Below are 21,464 nucleotides of genomic sequence, written 5' to 3' on the forward strand. Positions count from 1 at the left end.
TCACTACTTTTCATAGTAAAATCTGCTGTCTAATACCACAATCTGAAATGGCTTAGAAAAAGGAGGTGTTCCTGCACATATCTGATGTGATGCCGCGCGCCTTTGTATACTAACTGCAGATCATTACCTGCGACCACCCAGATACCACTCTGCAAAGCAACCAACTCATGGCCATTTGAAATTCCCGATCTTTAAATTGTTAACGTGTGCATAGAAAGGAGCCCTGTTCTATCATTTAAAATCATTCCATTGTGAGGAGGTTTATTAAGTGCCAAAAACATCTATTTTCAAGAGAATTCCTTATAAAAGATTCCATCTCGTGCTATTATCTATCTTTATTGCAGGATCTGTGTATACAGGCTTGTTGGGCGCAGACCGCGCGCATGCTGCGGCAAGCGAAAGCTACCAGTGGCGCAAAGTGATGACCGGCGGGGGCGGCGGCTTTGTGCCGGGGATTATTTTCAATCCGACCGAACGCAATCTCATTTACGCCCGGACCGATATCGGCGGAGCTTACCGCTGGAACCCGGCCGATAACAGCTGGGTTCAGCTGCTGGACTGGGTAGGCATGGATGAATGGGGCAAGACCGGGGTTGATGCCTTGGCTACGGATCCAGTCGACCCGAACCGCCTGTACCTCGCCGTCGGCACTTATACGAACAGCTGGGATCCCAATAACGGCAGCATTCTGCGCTCTACAGACAAAGGAAACACCTGGCAAGTATCCAATCTGCCCTTCAAGGTAGGCGGGAACATGCCTGGGCGTTCGATGGGCGAACGGCTCGTCATTGATCCGAACAAAAATAACATTCTTTATTTCGGAGCGCGCAGTGGCAACGGACTATGGAAGAGTACCGATTACGGGGCCACCTGGAGCAAGGTAACGAGCTTCCCGAATCCCGGCACCTATGTCGAAAATCCCGATTACGAGTACCAGAGCGACATCGTGGGGCTGGCCTGGATTACGTTCGATCCTTCGACCGGCTCGCCCGGACAAGCTACACAAACGATTTATGTAGGCGTCGCGGACAAAAATGAAAGCGTATACCGAAGTACGGATGGCGGGGCGACCTGGTCTGCCGTTCCGGGTCAGCCGACAGGGTATCTTCCACATCACGGCGTCCTAGCCTCCAATGGACAGCTGTACATTCCGTACAGCGATGGCGTAGGCCCTTACGACGGAACGAAGGGCGATGTCTGGAAATTTGACACGGCTACAGGAGCCTGGAGTAACATCAGTCCGATTCCGTCCAGCAGCAGTGACAGCTACTTTGGCTACGGAGGATTGGCCGTGGATGCCCATCATCCGAACACCCTTGTCGTCGCTACGCTCAATTCCTGGTGGCCGGATGCCATCCTGTTCCGCAGTACGGACGGCGGAGCTACCTGGAGCCGCATTTGGGATTGGGACGGGTATCCGAACCGGACGTTCCGTTATACCCAGGATATCTCCGGCGCCCCATGGCTCGATTTCGGAAACAACCCTTCCCCGCCGGAGGTTACGCCGAAGCTCGGCTGGATGATCGGCGATCTGGAGATCGATCCCTTTAACTCCGACCGGATGATGTACGGAACCGGAGCTACGATTTACGGGACGAACAACCTTACCGCTTGGGATACAGGCGGCAAAGTCAACATTAGCGTAATGGCCAAAGGCATTGAAGAGACTGCGGTCAGCGCTCTGATCAGCCCGCCGTCAGGCGCGCATTTGATTAGCGGACTGCTGGATGTGACCGGATTCCGGCACGATGACCTGACCCAGCCTCCAGCCAAAATGATGACCAACCCGAACAGCACGACGGGCATCGACTACGCCGAGCTGGATCCAAGCTTTATCGTGCGCGTAGGACAGGCGGACAAATCCGCTAACCCGAATGCCAAATCCATCGGCTTCTCCCGGGACGGCGGCTCGAACTGGTACGCCGGAAACGGCGAGCCTGCCGGAACCGCGGGCGGGGGCCAGGTTGCGCTTTCCGCTAATGGGAATGCTATTCTGTGGAGTACTCCGGACGTGGGCGTCTTCTATTCCAGTAATGGAGGGAATTCCTGGGCGGCAAGCACTGGCGTGCCAAAGGGAGCAAAAATCGCCTCTGACCGCGTCAACTCCAATAAATTCTACGCTTGGGCGGCAGGGAATTTCTATGTAAGCACCAACGGCGGAGCCGCGTTTACCAAAACCGCGGCGACAGGACTTCCTGCCGAAGGAGACCTGGACTTTAAAGCGGTGCCTGGCATTGAGGGTGATATCTGGCTCGCGGGAGGTCACGCAACGGGCGGCAAATACGGCCTGTGGCATTCTACCGATTCCGGGGCATCCTTTACGAAGCTCGCCAACGTTCAGGAGGCTAACGTGATCGGATTCGGCAAAGCTGCGCCTGACCAGAGCTATATGGCACTCTACACCAGCGCCAAGATTGACGGTGTGCGGGGCATTTTCCGCTCCAATGATGCGGGGGCTACCTGGATAAGAATCAATGATGACAAGCATCAATATGCCTCTACCAACTCGGCCATAACCGGGGATCCGAGAATTTATGGCCGCGTATATATCGGTACGAACGGACTTGGAATCGTATACGGGGACGCGCTGGCGAATCCGCCAGAACCGGAGCAGCCGACGACACCTGACTCTACGATCTCGCCTACGACAGCCGCCTTCGACAAGAACGCCAGCAATCAGGCCAACGTGACGGTAACCATGACGCTTAACGGGAATACATTAACCGCTATTCGCAACGGGTCCACCGCATTGACGCAGGGCAGCCATTATACGGTTTCCGGCTCCACCGTCACGATTCTCGGCAGCTATTTGGCTTCACAGCCGCTCGGCCAGCTCAGCTTGACGTTTCAGTTCAGCGCTGGGGCTGCTTCGGTGCTGAACATTACGGTGAAGGACTCGACCGTGACGACACCTGCCGGAGGCATTAAGGTGCAAATGTACAATGGATCCGTAACAAACGTAACGAACACCCTTAATCCGCGGATTAAGCTAACGAATATCGGCAGCCAGGCCATCAGCCTCTCCGACGTCAAGCTGCGTTACTACTATACCATTGACGGAGAGAAGCCCCAGACCCTGTTCTGCGACTGGACGCAGGTCGGCAGCTCCAATGTGACAGGCACCTTTGTCAAGCTGCCGACTGCGGCAAGCGGGGCGGATTACTATGCGGAGATCGGCTTTACTAGCGGGGCGGGCAGCTTGGCGGCAGGCCAAAGCATCGACCTGCAAATTCGCATCTCCAAGAACGACTGGAGCAACTATTCGCAAAGCGATGATTACTCCTTCGACCCTGCTTCGACTTCCTATCAGGATGCCCTGCGTGTCACTGGCTACGTAGCGGGCAGTCTGCAGTGGGGAGTCGAGCCGTAACACGGTGTCGGGGTTAAGCTGCCGGGCGCCATGATCAAACTGGTGGATGCCATGATGCGCGCGGCCTTTTGCTGAACACCGTAAGCAGTGTGCAGTGCCGTGGGCGACGGGCGGTGCCGTGGGCGGCGGGCGGTGCGGCAGGCAGTGGCGATTTCTGCGCGGTAGCGAAAAGAACCTTACCTGTGAAGTGCCCCTATGTTAGGTTAGACCTAGCATAGGGGCACTGTCATTCCAGTGAGGTTCTGCCTGGTTGAAGTGTTTCCCTCCAATCAATTAAAAACTATTGATTTATGGCTAGATGGTCAGGATCCGGTAACTAGATGTATTTCATGCAGTTAGTTCATCGGTTTTGGCCATGGTTAGAGGGAACTAACTGCAAAACCTGCATTTAGTTTTAAGCTATTTCGACGAATTCGCTCCATTCAAGCAAACTAACTGTATGCTTTACATTTAGCGCATAGTTTTTTTATAAAACAGCTTAACTAGCTGTATAAAATACATTTAGTTTTGAATTATCAATGAAGGTTACATTCTGCCGGGGTGTGACCGTCTTTTTCCTCCTGGGCATTCTGCACTTTCGCATCCATTTGCCCTATCTGTTACCTGAAAGGAGAAAAATCCTGCATCCTAGCAGGATTCATCTTCAATGGTGGCAACAGTACATATCTGCCCTATATCCTCCGGCCGATCCAGCGCATAAAGGCTGCGGTACCGCGGCTCCCGTGCCAGCAGCTCCTCGTGCGTACCGCGCATTAGGATCTCGCCGTGCTCCATAAAGACGATCTCGTCCATCATCTCCGCGCCGACCAAATGGTGTGTGACCCATACGAGCGTCTTGCCCTCCGTCGACCGGAAGATGGTCGACAGCAGCTCGCGCTCGGTGCGCGGATCCAGCCCCACGGTCGGCTCGTCTAGGACGAGCACCGGCGCATCCTGCAGCAGGATGCGCGCAAGCGCCACGCGCTGCCGCTCTCCGCCGGAGAAGCGCTGCCCGGTCTCGCGCATCGGCGTGTCCAGGCCCGCCGGCAGCGTGGCGATCAGCCCGTCAAGCTGCGCTTGCTGCACAGCTAGGCCAAGCTCCTCCTCCGTGGCGCTTTGACGCCCAAGCCGGATGTTGTTCGCTACCGTCGTATCGAACAGATGCGGGCTTTGGTTTAATACGGAGATGACCTTGGAGATGTCATCCCCAAGATGCGCCGCGGGAACGCCGTTAATCAGCACGCTGCCTTCAACCGGCGAGATGGCGCCCTGGATGAGCTTCAGCAGCGTTGATTTGCCAGCACCGCTGCGGCCGATCACCATGACCCGCTTGCCTTGCGGAAGATTAAGCGACACATCGCGGACGGAATACAGGATACCCTCAGCAGCCGTTTGCGCCACCTTCTGGTTATGGTTCTTCTGCTCACGGCCATTCTCCTTGGCCCGCTCAGCCGTTTGCGCCACCTTCTGCTCGCGTTCCTTCTGCGTATTCCGCTCAGCCTCATAGGCGAAGGAGACGCCCTGCAGCTCCAAATGCACGTCCATGGCCTGGGCAGCCGCAAGCACAGCGGCCACGCGTTGCTGGTGTAAAGCCAACTCCGCATGTGTCCCGTCCACCACAGTGTCCATGGACCTTACCAATGCGGGCTGCGTTATCCGGTCCAAGCGGCGCAGCGATTCCTGGTACTGCGGCGTGCGCTCAATCGCTTCAGACAGAGGCAGGAATGCATCGGCCAGCGGGAATACGACAAGCACGAAGGCCGCGATCAGCACAGGGTCAATCTGTCCAGCCGCCGCCTGGCCGCCCGACCAATAAATCATCGATAAGACGGCAATTCCAACGACAAGCTGCCCGATCAGGCTTCTCCATCTTGCCCAGGCACGCAGCTTGCGTTCCTTGCGGGCTACAACATCCTCGTCATGCTCGTAAGACTCCAGAAACTCTGCCGGACGGCCGCTAACCACCCAATCTCCGATGCCCATGACCGCATCCGTCAGCTTCTGATATAACCCGTTACGCTCCCGCTTCACCTCGGCATTCGTGCGTCTGGTCAGCATCAGCGAAATATAAGGCAGCACGGCAACGAGAATGAAAATATATCCCGCTACCAGCAGGGCAAACAGCCAGTCAAACTGCCCTAAAGCGATGACAGCAATCCCATAGATAATCACGGCAACGAGACTAGGGAAAACCGTACGGATATACACGTTCTGCAGCTGCTCGATGTCGTCCGCCAGCACGCCGAGAATATCCCCCGCCCGGTAGCGGGAGCGGATAAACAGCGCCTGGGGCTCCAATATGTTGTACAAACGAACCCGCATTTTCGATAAAATCCGCAGCACCGCATCATGTCCAACCAGCCGCTCCACGTAATGAATGACCGCCCGGCCGATCCCGAACGCCCGAATGCCGACAATCGGTACGTACACGAGCAGAATATTGTAGGGCTGCAGCGACGATTTGGAAATCAGGAACCCGGAAGTGAACATCAGCATACTGGCCGCTAGGATTGTCAGCGTACCGAGAATTAAATACAAGGCGAAGCGTCCGCTGTAAGCACGGAAATATGGAGTAATCCACTGCCCCTGCTGCCCCTGCTGCCCCTGCCCGGCCGAGTGCCCGGCAGGGCTCTTTTCGCGGTTCCAGTTCATGGCGTCCTCCCTCATGCTCACAATATCCCCTCCCGGTGTAATGTTAACAAGCGATAATATGCGCCCTTTCTTGCGACCAGCTCGTCATGGGTACCCATCTCGGCAATCCGGCCCTGCTCCATAACGATAATGCAGTCCATGTCCCGCATCCAGTGCAGGCGGTGGGTCGCCAGCAGCACAAGCTTGCCTTCGAACAAAGGCAGCATCGTCGCCTTCAATTCATATTCCGTCTCGATGTCCAAATGAGCTGTCGGCTCATCCAGCAGCAGGACCGGCCGCTCGCTGAGCAAAGCTCGAGCCAGCGCCACACGCTGCTCCTGGCCGCCGCTCAAGGCGCGCCCGCCCCCGCCGATAGGCTCATCATACCCGGCGGGCAGCGAAGCCGCTAAAGCGCCTAGCCCCGCGGCGGCAGCGGCCTGCTCGATTGCAGTACGGGAAGCGCCCGGCGAATAGAAAGCAATATTCTCTGCCAGCGTACCGCTGAATATATAAGGATTTTGCGGGATGTACGTAATCTGCTTTCGCCACTCCGCGCTCGCCAAATCCCCCAGCTTCACGCCGTTCAGTTCGATTTCACCCTCCGTCGGGCGCAGGAAGCCGCCCAGCACATCGATCAGGGTCGATTTGCCGGCTCCGCTCTCGCCGATAATGCCGATTTTGCCCATACCGCCCAACTCAAGCTCGGACAGATCCAACGAAGGCAGCGAAGTCTGACCCTCCTCCTCATGCCGTACCTTCAGCGATGACAGCTTCATGACACTGTTCGCGTGCCACACCAGCGATGCCCCTTCGGGCAGCTGCGCCAAGGCGGCTTTCTCCGCCTCTCCTTCGGCGATGATCGCATTCATCGCTTCGCCGGCCTCCTTGCCATCAAGAGTCGCATGATAATCTGCCCCGACCATCCGGACAGGCAGGAAGTACTCCGGGGCCAGAATGAGGATCGTCAGTCCCGTCAACAGCGTCATGTTGCCGTCGATCAAGCGCAGGCCAAGGCTGACCGCTACGGATGCGACCGACAGCATCGTGAAGAAGTCAAGGGCAAACGAGGACAGGAACGCTACGCGCAGCGTCCGCATCGTCGCGGAGCGGTAAGAATCGCTCACTTTCTCGATCGACTTGCTATGCCGCTTGCTGTGCCCGAGAAATTTCAAAGTCTCCAGCCCGCGCAGCGAATCCACGAAATGATTCGACAAGGTGCGGTACGATTTCCACTGGCGATCCATCTGCTTGCGCGCAGCCAATCCTACTAGAATCAAGAAAGCGATGAGAATCGGCAAAGTGATGACCAAAATGACAGCCGCCGTAACATCCAGGGTAAATACATACAGCAGAATCAACGCTGGTGTCATCCCAGTTGCCAGCATTCGGGGAAGGAACAGCTCCAGATAGTTGCGGAACTTCGTTACGCCGTCCAGGACAAGTGTCACCAGATTGCCGGTGCCCTCTCTTTTCGCAAACCGGGGGCCCAGCTCGAACAGCTTCTCCATTACCTGCTTGCGCAGCTCCTTGCCTGTCCGCTCAGCGAAGCGGTGAGCTATCCGCTGCTGCAGAAGCGAGGAAATTTGCCGGACGATAAAAGCAAGCAGGAACAAGACGGCCCCGCCGAATTGCTCCTGCAGCTTAGCGCCGGCAAACAGGACGGAGACAACCTCCGCCAGCCATTTGGCCTGCAATATGATAGCGATGCTCTGAATGAGGGTCAGAACGCCGATCCCGGCAAGAACCGGCTTGATCCCTTTAAACTTCATTAAATCGCGTCCCATTAGTACTCTAAATGCTCCTTCTCATTAATGCGTTTATGAAAGACGAAGTAACTCCAAATTTGGTAGCCAAGTACAAATGGCAGCAAGGTCAGCGCAACAATCGTCATGATCTTTAATGAATATGGACCAGACGCCGCATTGTGAATCGTCAGCGAGTAAGCTTCGCTGATCGAGCTGACCATGACGCGCGGGAACAACCCAATAAATACGGAAGAGATTGAAAGGGCGATCAACGTACCCGTCATCCCAAAAGCCCAGCCGTCTCTTTTCTTGCTGATGAACCGTCCGGCAAGTAGGAAGGCCCCCAGGCCAACCACTGCGATCAGCGTCAGCGGCAAGGCACGGACCTCGAATACATCCGTTTGGAAGTACGTCATCACTCCAAAGATAACGAACAATGCCGCTAGCGGAATAAGCAGCTTATGCGCCAGCTTGCGGGCACGTTCCTGCAAACTGCCCGTCGTCCGCAAGGTCGTGAACAGCAAACCGTGGACGAGACACAGAACAACAACGGTAATCCCGCCGATAAGAGTGTATAGATTGACCATATCGAACAATCCGGCCTTCATCTCCATATCGCTGTCGATTGGCAGTCCTTTGAGCAGCCCGGAGAACACCACGCCGAGCAGAAACGGAGGCAGCAGACTTCCAAGGAAAATGGCCAGATCCCAAGTGTTCTTCCAGCGCTGGCTCTTCCCCTTGCCGCGGAATTCAAAGGCGACCCCGCGGCCGATCAAGGCCAGCAGCAATACGACAAGCGGTGTGTAGTAGCCGCTGAACAGCGTGGCATACCAGTTCGGGAAGGCCGCAAACATCGCGCCGCCCGCCGTCAGCAGCCAGACTTCGTTCGCATCCCAGAAGGGACCGATCGAGTTAATCAGCACCCTTCTTTCCATATCATTCTTAGCTAGAAACCGCGTACTCATCCCTACCCCGAAATCAAAGCCCTCGAGGAAGAAGAAACCGATAAACAGAACTGCAACGAGGATGAACCAGAGCTCATTAAGAGATAGCATGGTATCCCTCCTTACCATATGGATCTGCCGATTGCTCATCATCATTCGCATTGTCGGCATAAGGGCCTTTCTTAATCACTTTAACGAATAAATACACCATCACTGCAGCCAATACCGCATAAATTGCCGTAAATGCGATAAGCGAGAATAGGATCTGGCCGGAGGTGACGCTCGGCGATATGCTGTCCTCGGTCCGCATGTAGCCGAACACCGTCCACGGCTGACGTCCGATTTCCGTCATGATCCAGCCTGACGTATTCGCAATGAACGGCAAGGAAATCGCCCACAGCATGATGCGGTAGTACCATTTGTTCGGACGGTCCAGCTTTTTGCGCCATGCCAGATAGGTGCCGTACATCCCGAGCACGATCATCAATGATCCTGCCGCAACCATGACCCGGAAGCTCCAGAAGGTGGTCCGCACGGGCGGAACGTAGTCGCCGGGACCGTAAGTTTGCTCGTATTCGGCCTGCAGCTCGTTCATCCCTTTCACCTCGCCGGAGAATTCGCTATAGGACAAGAAGCTGAGCAGATACGGAATTTTGATTTCAAACGTGTTTTCTCCGGTCTTCGGATCGATATGCGCATATACCGTCCAAGGTGCCGGATCGCCGCTCTTGCCCCATAAGCTCTCAGCGGCTGCCATTTTCATCGGCTGGGTCTTTACCAAATACTGCGCCTGCTGGTGACCGTACAATGCCGTGGCAAACGAAGTAATCAAACCGATAATAATCGCGATGGTGAACGATTTTTTGAAGAGCTCCACATCCTGGCGTTTCATCAATTTATAGGCGCTGATGCCCGTAATGAGGAACGCTCCTGTCGCAAATGCGCCGAGCACCGTATGCGGGAATTCCACCCACAGCTGACCGTTGCTGATCAGTGCGAAGAAGTCATTCATTTCCGCCCGGCCGTTATTGATCGTAAAACCGACAGGACGCTGCATAAACGAGTTGGCCGCCAAAATCCAGAAGGCGGATGCAATCGTACCGAGAGATACGAGCCAAATGCTAAGCAAGTGCACTCGCTTGGACAGTCGGTCCCATCCGAAAATCCACAACCCGATAAACGTTGATTCCATAAAAAAGGCGAATAGCGCTTCAACGGCCAGTGGAGCACCGAAGACGTCGCCCACAAAGCGCGAGTAGTCCGACCAGTTCATGCCGAACTGAAATTCCTGCAGAATCCCGGTTACGACCCCCACGGCGAAGTTAATGAGGAATAATTTCCCCCAGAACTTGGCCATGCGCTTGTAGATTTCTTTCCCTTTGGCCACATACATGGTTTCCATGATCGCGATGAGCAGCACCAGACCTATGGACAACGGCACAAAGAAGAAGTGAAAGATTGTTGTTGCTGCAAATTGGATACGCGCAAGCATTACCGGATCCATAAAAATACACCCTTCTTTCATCTTTGGTTTCACTATTGTGAATTCTATCACGGATTTATGAAAATAAACGGGTAAAAAGTAATCGTTTTGTGACAAGAATCACATAATGCGGTGTTCAGCGTGTTGACAACGCCGGAAACCCGCATCGCGACAAGGTTTTTTCGAGACATTTGCATTTGTGGAGATATTGTGAATGGGCCTCTTGAGCAAAACGGCAACCTGCATCTTTTGCCTTTGACCGTAACTTTTCATCCCTATGCAGCGTCTAAACATGAGGTACAGAAAACTGGAAGTGGCTACGTACTCATTTATTCTAATTGTCAAATATTTAATAGAAGGAGTCATTATATCAAGATGAAATTGAAAAGCATTTCTCTAGCAGCTGCGCTCCTCGTCTTACAGGCCGCACTGGCTGTACCTGCCGCTATGGCGCAGGCACCCGTTTATGGTTCAGTCGTCCAGGAGGAGAACCTGCCAGGCCATCAGGTACATACTTTAACAAATGCGGTAGCCGCTGGCACTACAGATTCGAACGGCGTTCCGGCACAAAGTCCGGCAGACGCGACTGTACCGGGCAATACCGAATCCGGCAACGCTGAAGCCGGCAATACTAGCGAAGGTTCAACCAAGCCGCAAGCTCCTGAAGCTCCCGCATCGGAGCAGCCGGCAGGCGATTCAGCATCAGACCATTCTACGCCAGATACTTCCGTACCGGGTAGTCCATCCGACACTGCGGCCGATAACCCAGCTGCCCCGCCAAGCGGAGGAGGCCAGCTGATTCTTTATATGAACAGCACGCGCATGGAGCAGGACGGCCAGGAGTATACCTCTTCCCAGCCCATGACCGTGAAGGACGGCGTATCCTATGTCAGCATTCGCTCCCTGGTCGACCGGGTCGGTTACCAAATCGCCTATGACGCGAAGACGAAGGAGACGATTATCAAATACGGGGACGATGAGCTCCGCTTCAAGACCGACAGCAAGACTTACCGTGTGAACGGCAAAACGATGACGATGAAGGGCGCCAGCTACCAGGACAATAACGTGTTCATGGTGCCGCTCACCTCCATCACCCAGGCCCTCAACATTTCTTATAAAGTAGAGGGCAAAAAGGTCATCATGCAGTTGTCCACCAAACCCGTTGCTTCCTTCACGGTGCTGAACGACAAAATTATAGCCGGTGAAACGACGGTGCTCTATCAAACGAAGTCCTCCTCCCCTAAAGGCGTGCCCATCGTCGATGAGAGATGGGAAGGACGGCAGGACATCTTTGCATCGGCGGGCACTTACACGGTTTCCTATTCCGTCCAGGATGCCAATGGAGAGTGGAGCGATCCTTATGTCCGGACGATCGTCGTCGCCAATCCGAACGTTCCTCCTGTAGCCCAGTTCAAGACGGACAAGGACCAATACAAGATGGGCGAACCGATTACGATTACCGACCTGAGCTATGACGAAGACGGCGAGATCGTCGACCGGCAATGGATGAACAACTATCCGGCTTTCTTTACGCCGGGGCCCGTCATTATCCAATTGATCGTTACGGACAACGACGGGGCATCCTCAAAAATTGAGCATACGATCAATATTACGACGGAGACGCTGTATACGAAGGATGAGTTCTCCAAGCTCTTCACCCCGATCGGCAGCAACTTTACGATCAACGGCGGAGAAGCCCTTGGCTACGAACGGCTCACCTACACCTATTCGACGGAGCCGTACACGCTGTTCAAGGATAATGGCCCTGAGCCTGTGTACTCCGAAGGCATGCTGTACCGGGATACGATTAGCGGCCTGACACGGTTCATGACGCACCATGTCAATAAAACCGAGGAGAAGGGCAAAGTCTACATTATCGCCAAAAATATCAACGAGGTACCGGCCAATTTGGAGGTCATCACCTCAGGCATGGCCGGCCCGGATATTTATGCCGAAATTACCGGGACGAAATCCGTCGCCCGTTATTTTGAGAATTACAAGAATGACAGCAAGAAGCAAACGATCACGCTGGCTCCCGGCGAGAGCAAAATCATCTTCGATGACATGATTAAGCTAGCCCTGAAGCCGCAGGAGACGATCTCTTTCCTGGGCGATCTTTATAGTGACTCGCCGATTGAATACACCAGTGTCTTCGTCAAAGACGGTCAAGACCCGCTCGAAGTTGTAGACACGCTGCCGGTGCTCGACCCGATTCAATCGGTCATGCGCGGCACATTTACGGATTCCACGCGGATATTCGAGCATTACGAAACGATCGGCGGCGGCAAGAACTACCGCCTGTCCCTGACGGATAATTCCGCCGATCCTTTCCAGATCGGGACGGACACGGTGCTGGGCGTATCCAGCGTCAATGCGGGCAACTACGGCGTTATCTATAAAATCAAGCTGCGCGTAGCTCCTCGCACGCTAATCACGTTTAATCCGCGCGGAGGATTGTACATGGGAGCTGCCCTGATCAACGGCAACCTGGTCAGCTTCTCCCATACAGGCAAAGACAATGTTTCCAGCCAGACCAGCGTGCTGCACCGTACCGGAGATTCCGAAGAAATCGTAGAAATTTGGACGACACCGTCCGCAGGAAGCAACTTGCCATTTTCCATTCTGTTCATGCCTCTTCCTGAAATTAAGCACTAATAAACTCATACCTATAAATATCAACAGCCACCCCTCGCAGCATTGCTGCATATTGGGGTGGCTGTTCCTTTTGCGAGCCAGTGCATCCGCGTCATGCCGGGAAGCCGCTGTACAGTTCGGGCCACGCGGTGCTGCAATACATGACGGCGGTCTAGATGCTGCGGCTGGTTCTGCCGTCGAGGACATGGCGGAAAGCGAGCCAGGGATGCCTGAACAGCATTCGAGCCCCGGCATAGCGCATCACCCGCCTGATCTCCTCCTGCTCTTGCGGTGCGTAGCAGTGAACCGGACAGTTGGCACAGGTCGTCTTCTCCTCGCCAAAGCGGCAGTATGTCAGACGCTTTTGACTGTAATTGTACAAGGCATAGCAATCCTCGCATAAGAGGGTGCGTTTGGCAGAGTTGTTTTTTTCCGCATCCTTCGTCCGTTTCTTTCCCCTGTCTATAACCGAGTGGCGCTTCTCCGCTTCCAGATGCACACCTTGGCAATATATAAGCATCATATGGGCGACAGTCTCCTTCTCACGGCGGATTCTCGGCCCTTCCTGCCTTGCTGCTTTCGCTTCAGATACCATGGTTAAATACAAGCCTCCTATTTAGCGTTCGATGATGAGAATACCCGGCTCCAGGTCACAACATTTAGTATAAGCAAAACAACCAAATAAATATAAACGCCATAACTTACGGAAGCAGCTGCCAGGTGAAGGCCAGCGAGCACGGCGATCAGCAGCATCAGCATGAATACACGCAGGCCTTCGCTTTGCTGGGCAGCCTCGAAGGGCTGGGAGAAAGGCAGCACCTTGGATAGAAAGGCGAACGAAACGACCGAGAAGAGCATAATGACAAAGCCGAACACGATCAAATCCAGAATGATGGCTGGGCCAAACAAGAAGACAAAAATGACGCTTTCCAGCACATAGACGGGAAGAACCAGACGAATCAGCGCCGCCAAAACCGTTCCTCTATGGATGGCGGACCGTTCGGCAACCGGAACGGTATGGTAAATCCAGGCTGCCTTATACTTGCCCGAATAACGCAGCATCATAATCACCGTCGGGACAAGCAGCGCGCAGGAATAAATGAACAGGTGCAGCTTCGTGCCAGGGAGTCCACGCAAGCCGATATCCTTCAACTGCGTAAATATGAATATAAACGGGAAGATAAGCGAGAAGCCTAAAGAAGGATACACCTTCAGCTTAAATTCACGCTCATTGCCGATCATCGTCCACGCAAAACGAAAGAAGGCTTTCTCCTGCGGGCCTACGGGAAGGAGCCTTGCGATGAATCTGCTCCACCCGGCTCCGGCCTTATCGCTGCGCTCGCCTGGATCGGCCAGCTTCTGAAGATTTCGCTCCAGCAGTGGCATCAGCTTAATATACATGGCAATGGCCAGGATCGGCACCAGCAGGCCAAGCAGCGTAAAGAAAATAAACAGCGGATCGCGATTCCCTTGCAGAAGCACCTCAAACGGAGCGCCAAACCAGACCGGCACGATAAAAATCTGCCACCATTTCGGCTGGAACACCACATCGAGATTTACGATATTAAACAGCCGGATGAGCAGCTGATAGCCGATCGTAATCGCAATCGTAAGGCCGATTTGCACATAATTGATCATGTCCTTCAGCTTCTCGCCGTCGAAGAACCGCAGAACCACAACATATAGCATCGCGGTGAGTACGACGACAAACAGATCCATCAGGATTAAAGCCAGCAGAAAGACAATAAAGAACAGCACACCATGCTTCACCAGGCCGACAACGAGCGGAATGATTCCGAGAGCCCCGGTCAAAAACACCATATAAATGAACACATGAACGGTCTTCGCCATCGATATCGTCTTCCTGCTGATCGGTTTCGTGCCAAGAATATTCCGGTCCCGGACATCGAGCAGCACGGAGGAGAAATCAGAAATCAGCGCCGTAAGCGTCATAAACATAAAAATGCCGAACAGCAGGCTCATTTGAAAAATATAATTATGGCCAAGCAGAATGAACGGTGTGCTGAACGCACCAAATACGCCGTAAATCCACAGGGAGCCGAGAAAATTGTTGCTGTCCTTCGCGTCCTCCCGGTCGGCGGATTTCTTCCCTTTTCTATTGTTCATGAAAGAAGGCACTCGGCGGGCGTCCATCATCAGCTTCGCCTGCAGAATATGCCGCATAACAGCATAATCTACACCGGCCTTCTCAAACAGGCCTCGAAAGCGGTCCAATATGAGCAAGGATTTGTAATTTTTCATCCGCTACACCTCTTGAACGATGCTCACAAACTGTTCCGCGATCGCCCGATGCTCATTGAATCCAGTCAGCTGGTTGAATATTTGCTCCAGCGAGCCCTCCTGGCTGCGCTCCTTCAGCTCTTCAAACGTGCCGTCGGCCACGATACGCCCCCCGTCGAGCAGAATGATCCGGCTGCTGATCTTCTCAACGACCTCCATAATATGCGAGGAGTAGAAAATCGTCTTGCCGTTGGCAGCTAGAATCGCCAGCAGCTCCTTAATCACCATTACGCTGTTTGCATCCAGGCCGCTCAGCGGCTCGTCCAGAAACAGAATGTCCGGGTTGTGCAGCAGACTGGAGGTGATGAGCACCTTCTGCTTCATCCCCTTGGAGTATGTCGCGATTCGCGTATCCAGCACATGGCCGAGGCCGAGCTGCTCCAGCAGTCGCCGCCCTTTCCTCTCCGCGTCCTCCGCCGTCAGCCCGTACAACTCCCCAATAAACGTTAAATATTCCCGGGCTGTCAGCGTGTCGTACATTTCGGCAATTTCGGGCACATAGCCGATTTTGCGCTTATATTCCACATCCCCGTCCTTCGGACTTTGGCCAAGCACGCGCACTTCCCCGTCATAGCCGTCCACCAGGCCAAGCATGATTTTCACCGTGGTGCTCTTGCCTGCCCCGTTAGGTCCGATGTATCCGATAATTTGTCCCGGATAAACCTCCAGATCAATCCCGTTAAGCACATACTTGTCCTCGAACTTCATGCGTAAATCCCGGATCGAAATTAGAGGTTGCCTTGGTTCGTTCATTCCCTCAGTCCCTTCTTCAGCAATATTCCTAATTCATATTATCCAGGATATGTATAGTTTTCTCAATGATACGACTAACAAAAAGAGACTGGCCCCAAGCCGCGGCATGGGAATCAGTCTCAGTATATTTATGAAGGCATGAAGATGGAATTAGGACTCTTTCGGCAGAAAACCGCTAATATCTACACCAAGCCCCTGGGCCACGCGCATGCCGTACTCCGCATCAGCGCGGAAGAAGTTGCATACAGCGCGAAGCTGAGTCTGCTCTGGGGTCTGGCTCAGATCATTAACCAGATTCAGAATCAGATTGTTCTTCTCCTCCGCCGTGAAGCTGCGGTACAGTTCTCCGGCTTGCGTGAAATCGTCCGTCTTGGCGATGCGCTCACGGCCTGCTTGACCGGATACCGGCATTACGCTCTCGCGGTAAGCCGGCGCTTCCTTCGGACTATCATCGAAGCTGTTCGGCTCGTAGTTGATCGGGGAAGGATCCTGCTTCACGTTCATAAGCCCGTCTCTTTGGTGATTGCGCACCGGAGCATAAGGGCAGTTGACCGGAATTTGCAGATAATTGGCCCCCAAGCGGTAACGCTGGGTATCCGGGTAGGAGAACAGTCTGCCCTGCAGCAGCTTATCCTCGGACGGCTCAATGCCGGGAACAAGTACGCTCGGCGAGAAGGCGGACTGCTCTACCTCGGCGAAGAAGTTTTCCGGATTCCGGTTCAGCGTCATTGTACCGACCTTTACCAGCGGATAGCTGTCCTCCGGCCATACTTTCGTAGGATCGAGCGGGTCGAAGCTCCAACGGTCCAGATCCTCTACAGGCATTAATTGCACATGCAGCTCCCACTGCGGGAATTGGCCCCGTTGAATATGGTCGTACAGGTCGCGGGTCGCATGGTTGAAATCCCGGCCTTGCACTTCACCGACTTCGGCAGCGGAGAAGGTAGCGACGCCCTGTTTCGACTTCCATGTATATTTTACGTAAGTCACTTTGCCCGCGGCATTCACCCATTTGAAGGCGTGCACACCGAAGCCGTCCATTTGGCGATAGTTGGCCGGGGTCCCGTGATCAGAGAACAGCCAGGTCATCATATGCGTAGATTCCGTAGACAGCGTCATGAAATCCCAGTAACGGGCGGGATCCTGAATATTCGTATCCGGCGCAGGCTTCAGGGAATGAACCATATCCGGGAACTTGATCGCATCGCGAATAAAGAATACCGGCAAATGGTTGCCCACGAGATCATAGTTTCCTTCCTCAGTATAGAACTTTACGGCAAACCCCCTTGGGTCGCGGGCCGTCTCCGGCGATCCCTGACCATGAATAACCGTCGAGAACCGGACGAACACCGGAGTCTGTCTACCGGCCTCCTGCAGGAAATGAGCTCGCGTATACGGGGCCATACTGCTCTCCGTCACGAACACCCCGTGCGCCCCAGCACCCCGGGCGTGAACGACTCGCTCAGGGATGCGCTCGCGGTCGAAATGCGCCAGCTTCTCAAGCAAATGATAATCTTCCAGCAGTGTAGGCCCGTTCTGTCCGGCCGTTCTTGAGTTCTGGTTATCTCCTACAGGAGCACCGTGATTCGTTGTCATCCAATTCGTCATCTATATCACCCTTCAATTTGTTATTGTATTTAGACTTAATCTAAGTTCTGTAATAGATATTACCATGTTCTCACTCCGGTTTGCATGAAGTTTGAATGAGGGATTTATGAAGAAGCCATGTGGAACATCAGCAACATCTTCATCTTCTCTTCATTGCCATTATACAGACGCCCTTCGGTGCCATAACTGAGTAGATTGGGATAGACTCTCGCTATTATTTTCAAATGGATTTCATGTAGCTATTTGTAGTTCAGTTGCGGACTTTTCCCAATTAAATGGATTCCGTGTGCCTAGATCACCACTTTTTCCCATAACTCCCTTAATCTCTTTCTTTACCTGCAGAGAATCCAGTTAATTGTACATATCGCCATGGACAGCTTAATTTAAGCACAACAAACACAGCTATAATGTATGCCGCCCGGTTTGTTGATTTGCGGAAAGAAGGACAAGCATTTCTACCGGTATGCCTGGCTCTTCCATCAGCAATTGCCCACCAATGAGCTCGTTGTCATTCCACAAGTAAGTCATCAAATCCCAACTAAAGAAGCAGGAATATGAAACAGGCTGATTCAGCAATTCCTCGATAAATGCAACCCATCATAAACAAGAAGAACCTCGCCTAATGGCGAGGTTCTTCTGTTGGATTTATAGAATTGGGGTTCTTGAAATCCATTTGGCAGGCGTTAGCCCTTTAAGCCCGTGGTCGAAATACCTTCCACGAAATATTTCTGAGCGAAGAAGAACAGCAGGATGCATGGCACGATACTTACGACGGACATGGCCAGCACCTGGTTCCAGGACACGGCCGACGAAGCGTCCAGCGACAGCCGGAGCCCCAGCGATACGGTAAACTTCTTGACGCTGCTGATGTAGATGATCGAGTTGAAGAAGTCGTTCCACGTCCACATGAACTGGAATATGCCTACCGAGAAAATCGCTGGCTTGCACAGTGGCAGCAGCACCCGGGTCAGCACGGTAAACGAGTTGCAGCCGTCGATGGTGGCCGCCTCGTCCAGATCCCGGGGCAGGCCGCGCAGAAACTGGATCATCATGTAGACGAAGAAAGCGCCTGTAGCGAATGCCGCTGGAATGATAAACGGCAAGTACGTATCGAGCCAGTTCATTTTGTTAAACAAGATATACCGCGGGATCATGATCGAGGCATTTGGGAGCATCAAGGTCGCGATCATGATCGAGAACAGCATTGTTTTCAGCGGAAACTCGAATCTGGCAAACCCGTAAGCAACGATCACACTGGATATAATCGTAAATATGACCGTTGGCACAACCAGAATCAAAGTGTTGATGAAGAAATCCTGAAAGCCATACTGCCCCGTTCCCTGCCAGCCGAGAGCGTAGGAATCCCACACATAGGTCGTCGGCAGCAGCTTGCTGGAGCCGAATATATCCGCGTTCGTCTTGAACGAAGAGGTAAACAGCCAAATGAGCGGGTATACCATAATGAAGCCGAGGACGATCAGAAAACTATAATTAAGCATGGTGTTTGTCTTGCTGCTGGTTTCTCTCATGATTTATCCTCTCCCGTCCTCGTAATATACCCAGCTATTGGATGTTTTGAAGATCACGGCGGTAACCGTCATGATAATAATGAACAAAATCCAGGATAAAGCCGAGGCGTACCCCATCTTGAAGAAGCTAAAGGCTTCTTCATAGAGCTTCAGAGCGTACAGGAAGGTCGATTTCATTGGCCCGCCGTTTGTAATGACGAAGGCTCCGGTAAACTCCTGAAAGGCATTGACCATCTGCATGACCAGGTTGAACAATACGATTGGCGTAAGCAGCGGCACCGTGATTTTGAAGAACATACGCGGCTTCGACGCTCCGTCGATCGCTCCCGCCTCGTACAAATCGCCCGGAATTTGCTGAATTCCTGCCAGGAACAGCACCATTGACGAACCGAATTGCCAAACGGTCAGCAGCCCTAGCGTATAAAGAGCTATATCCGGGCTTCCGAGCCAGTCAACCGGACCGATATGGAGATAGCCCAGCATATTGTTGATGACCCCTTCTTTCATAAAGAGGAAGCGCCACAGTACGGAAATCGCTACGCTCCCGCCCAGAATCGAGGGTAAATAATAGACGGTTCTGAAGAAATTAATCCCTTTCAGCTTAGCGCTGAGCAGCATCGCAATGAATAGCGCGAAGGCCAATTTAACTGGCACCGCGAGCAGTACGTAAATCCCCGTAACCTTGAGAGACTGGTAAAAGTCAGGGTCGGCCGTAAAGATTTTTTTATAGTTATCTAAGCCGATAAATTTAGGCGTGCTGACCATGTTATAATCCGTAAACGAATAGTACAGGGATGACAAAAACGGATAAAACTGAAAGATGAGCAAACCGATAATCCATGGTGCGATGTATAACAGTCCGATGTACTGATAGTTTTTCTTGGCTTTTACCTTCTGTCGCGTTTTCTTCTGAGCCTTGGCCAATACCGAATGTGATGCAGACATAGCGGACTCTCTCCCTTCCTATCCTTTAAAGCTCTATTTTGTTTTATTGTCTGGCTTTGATCTCGTTCAGCTTGGATGTCAGACTGGCGATGAGCTCATCTGCGGCTTGCTCCGGCGTTGCTTTACCATAGCTGACCTTTTGAATGACGTCCTCAAGCACCTTCTGCACCTCAGAGTTGTTCGCGACGCTGTTATCTACGATGCCGGCATGGCTCAGTCCGAGCTCAACTGCATTTGTGATGGCCGCATCAATTTTGCCTGCTGCGACGGCCGCCTCCTGCGAAGACTTCACCGGCGGAACGGAACGCACGTCACCGAGAATCGCGGCAGCCTCCGGATCATTCATGAACCAGTTCAGGAATTTGACGGCCTCATCCTGATGCTTGCTCTTGTTGCTAATAGCGAACAGCTGCGAAGGTCTTACCAGCACGCCCGTATCCTTGGCATCCTTGGCGATGACCGGCAGGCCCGTTACGATTTCAACATCCTCAGGCAGCACGTTCTTCAGCGACAGCAGCGTACTGCTCATCGAAGGAGCCAGCGGAATTTCCTGGTTGATCCATTTCGGATTCTGATCGATCTTGCCAAAGAAGAGATCGCTCTCCCCGATCGGCTGGTATACGCCAGCTTCCATCGCTCTATGGAGCCAGTCAAAGCTGGCTACCGCGTCTTCTTTGCTGAAGCCGACCGTATAATCTTCATTGACCCATTGGTTGCCTGTACGCTGCTTCAGCATCGTGACGATATCCTGACGCAGAGCCGCATGGTCAGCAAGCAGAAGATATTTGGAGCTGTCTTCGGCATGCAGCTTCTTCCCTGCTTCATAAATAGTTTCCCAATCCCACTGCGCATCGGTCGGAATACCGAGCTTGTCCGCAAGCGTCTTATTGATGATCATGCAGTAAGCATTGACGCCAGTCGGAACCGCCACCAGCTTGTCGCCGTATACCCCGAAATTGCTGAGGAAATTCTGGTCGAAGCCGGAAGCATCAAAATCGGAATGCTCCTTCAAATCGATAAAGAAGTCACCTTTACTTGTCAGCTCCTGCAGCCACGGAAGGTCAAGCTGCATAATGTCCGCAGACGTTCCGCCCGACAGCTGGGTTTTGATCTTCTGTTCATAACCGTCGAAGCCCTGGTATTCCGCTTCGATCGTTACGTTTGGCGCAACCTGCTTATACGCCTCGATCGCTGCCAGCGTAGCCGCATGGCGATCCTCCCCGCCCCACCAGCTAAAGCGCAAGGTGACTTTCTCATCAGCGGAGGCTTGTTTCCCCTCGGAAGTGTTTCCTTGATTTGCGGAATCACCATTCCCCGAGGAGCATCCGCTCAGCATAGACAAGATGAGTGCAACAGCAATAAATAACGCCCCTACTTTATTTCTCTTCATCATGCATTCTCCTTTGAGTAATTGATGTAAGCGCTTTTAATTATAGAGCTCCCGCCATGCTTTTTTAAGGTAGCTGATCTTAGAAAAAGGTATCATTAAATGCGTTCTTTGCCGACAAAGGTATCCTCTTGTTATGAAATGTATCATTTTTA

The 21,464-nt window shown here is 53.1% G+C and carries 13 protein-coding genes; 2 read left to right on the forward strand and 11 right to left on the reverse strand.

Annotated features, from left to right (window positions below; all coding sequences use genetic code 11):
* The first annotated feature begins 349 nt into the window (after nt 1-349).
* A complete protein-coding gene (locus tag QNH46_RS22855) occupies nt 350-3,370 on the forward strand; it encodes a cellulose binding domain-containing protein (RefSeq protein ID WP_430691954.1) in 3,021 nt (1,006 codons plus the stop codon).
* A gap of 627 nt (nt 3,371-3,997) precedes the next feature.
* Here QNH46_RS22855 and QNH46_RS22860 read toward each other — a convergent pair.
* From QNH46_RS22860 to QNH46_RS22875, 4 genes are read right to left on the reverse strand one after another with little or no spacing between them, the layout of a single operon-like run.
* The gene (locus tag QNH46_RS22860; protein WP_430691955.1) at nt 3,998-6,001 is read right to left on the reverse strand and encodes an amino acid ABC transporter ATP-binding/permease protein; all 2,004 of its coding nucleotides are present in this window, start codon (nt 5,999-6,001) and stop codon (nt 3,998-4,000) included.
* A gap of 17 nt (nt 6,002-6,018) precedes the next feature.
* The gene (gene cydD / locus QNH46_RS22865; RefSeq protein WP_283926157.1) at nt 6,019-7,764 is read right to left on the reverse strand and encodes a thiol reductant ABC exporter subunit CydD; all 1,746 of its coding nucleotides are present in this window, start codon (nt 7,762-7,764) and stop codon (nt 6,019-6,021) included.
* Entirely contained in the window at nt 7,764-8,780 is a 1,017-nt protein-coding gene (cydB, locus tag QNH46_RS22870; RefSeq protein WP_283926158.1) for a cytochrome d ubiquinol oxidase subunit II, read from the reverse strand. The genes cydD and cydB overlap by 1 nt, the downstream gene beginning before the upstream one ends.
* Nucleotides 8,767-10,173 (reverse strand): cytochrome ubiquinol oxidase subunit I, encoded by a 1,407-nt coding sequence (locus tag QNH46_RS22875; protein ID WP_283926159.1) that lies wholly within the window; start codon nt 10,171-10,173, stop codon nt 8,767-8,769. The genes cydB and QNH46_RS22875 overlap by 14 nt, the downstream gene beginning before the upstream one ends.
* Before the next feature lie 354 nt (nt 10,174-10,527).
* Between QNH46_RS22875 and QNH46_RS22880 the strand changes: the two genes are divergently transcribed.
* Nucleotides 10,528-12,807, forward strand: a complete 2,280-nt coding sequence (locus QNH46_RS22880; protein WP_283926160.1) for a stalk domain-containing protein — start codon at nt 10,528-10,530, stop codon at nt 12,805-12,807.
* Nucleotides 12,808-12,958: 151 nt separating this feature from the next.
* Here QNH46_RS22880 and QNH46_RS22885 read toward each other — a convergent pair whose 3' ends face one another.
* From QNH46_RS22885 to QNH46_RS22915, 7 genes are all read right to left on the reverse strand, one after another.
* A complete protein-coding gene (locus QNH46_RS22885; protein WP_283926161.1) occupies nt 12,959-13,381 on the reverse strand; it encodes a nitrous oxide-stimulated promoter family protein in 423 nt (140 codons plus the stop codon).
* 17 nt (nt 13,382-13,398) lie between these two features.
* Complete coding sequence (locus QNH46_RS22890; protein WP_283926162.1) at nt 13,399-15,048, reverse strand: hypothetical protein; 1,650 nt, start codon at nt 15,046-15,048, stop codon at nt 13,399-13,401.
* A 3-nt stretch (nt 15,049-15,051) separates the two neighbouring features.
* Entirely contained in the window at nt 15,052-15,840 is a 789-nt protein-coding gene (locus QNH46_RS22895) for an ABC transporter ATP-binding protein (protein WP_283926163.1), read from the reverse strand.
* Nucleotides 15,841-15,990: 150 nt separating this feature from the next.
* On the reverse strand, nt 15,991-17,448 hold the full coding sequence (locus tag QNH46_RS22900) for a catalase (protein WP_283926164.1): 1,458 nt from the start codon (nt 17,446-17,448) through the stop codon (nt 15,991-15,993).
* A 683-nt stretch (nt 17,449-18,131) separates the two neighbouring features.
* A complete protein-coding gene (locus QNH46_RS22905) occupies nt 18,132-18,977 on the reverse strand; it encodes a carbohydrate ABC transporter permease (RefSeq protein WP_283926165.1) in 846 nt (281 codons plus the stop codon).
* A gap of 3 nt (nt 18,978-18,980) precedes the next feature.
* Entirely contained in the window at nt 18,981-19,922 is a 942-nt protein-coding gene (locus QNH46_RS22910; RefSeq protein WP_155612242.1) for a carbohydrate ABC transporter permease, read from the reverse strand.
* Between the two features lie 43 nt (nt 19,923-19,965).
* Nucleotides 19,966-21,312, reverse strand: a complete 1,347-nt coding sequence (locus tag QNH46_RS22915; RefSeq protein ID WP_283926166.1) for an ABC transporter substrate-binding protein — start codon at nt 21,310-21,312, stop codon at nt 19,966-19,968.
* Nucleotides 21,313-21,464 lie beyond the last annotated feature (152 nt).

Source organism: Paenibacillus woosongensis (assembly GCF_030122845.1).
GTDB lineage: Bacteria > Bacillota > Bacilli > Paenibacillales > Paenibacillaceae > Fontibacillus > Fontibacillus woosongensis_A.

Bases quoted from the DNA above. Each gene is read 5' to 3' on its own strand.
- QNH46_RS22910 (WP_155612242.1), bottom strand. From the start codon at position 19,922: ATGTCTGCATCACATTCGGTATTGGCCAAGGCTCAGAAGAAAACGCGA.
- QNH46_RS22915 (WP_283926166.1), bottom strand. From the start codon at position 21,312: ATGAAGAGAAATAAAGTAGGGGCGTTATTTATTGCTGTTGCACTCATC.
- QNH46_RS22890 (WP_283926162.1), bottom strand. From the start codon at position 15,048: ATGAAAAATTACAAATCCTTGCTCATATTGGACCGCTTTCGAGGCCTG.
- QNH46_RS22875 (WP_283926159.1), bottom strand. From the start codon at position 10,173: ATGGATCCGGTAATGCTTGCGCGTATCCAATTTGCAGCAACAACAATC.
- cydD (WP_283926157.1), bottom strand. From the start codon at position 7,764: ATGGGACGCGATTTAATGAAGTTTAAAGGGATCAAGCCGGTTCTTGCC.
- QNH46_RS22895 (WP_283926163.1), bottom strand. From the start codon at position 15,840: ATGAACGAACCAAGGCAACCTCTAATTTCGATCCGGGATTTACGCATG.
- QNH46_RS22905 (WP_283926165.1), bottom strand. From the start codon at position 18,977: ATGAGAGAAACCAGCAGCAAGACAAACACCATGCTTAATTATAGTTTT.
- QNH46_RS22885 (WP_283926161.1), bottom strand. From the start codon at position 13,381: ATGGTATCTGAAGCGAAAGCAGCAAGGCAGGAAGGGCCGAGAATCCGC.
- QNH46_RS22860 (WP_430691955.1), bottom strand. From the start codon at position 6,001: ATGAACTGGAACCGCGAAAAGAGCCCTGCCGGGCACTCGGCCGGGCAG.
- cydB (WP_283926158.1), bottom strand. From the start codon at position 8,780: ATGCTATCTCTTAATGAGCTCTGGTTCATCCTCGTTGCAGTTCTGTTT.
- QNH46_RS22900 (WP_283926164.1), bottom strand. From the start codon at position 17,448: ATGACGAATTGGATGACAACGAATCACGGTGCTCCTGTAGGAGATAAC.
- QNH46_RS22880 (WP_283926160.1), top strand. From the start codon at position 10,528: ATGAAATTGAAAAGCATTTCTCTAGCAGCTGCGCTCCTCGTCTTACAG.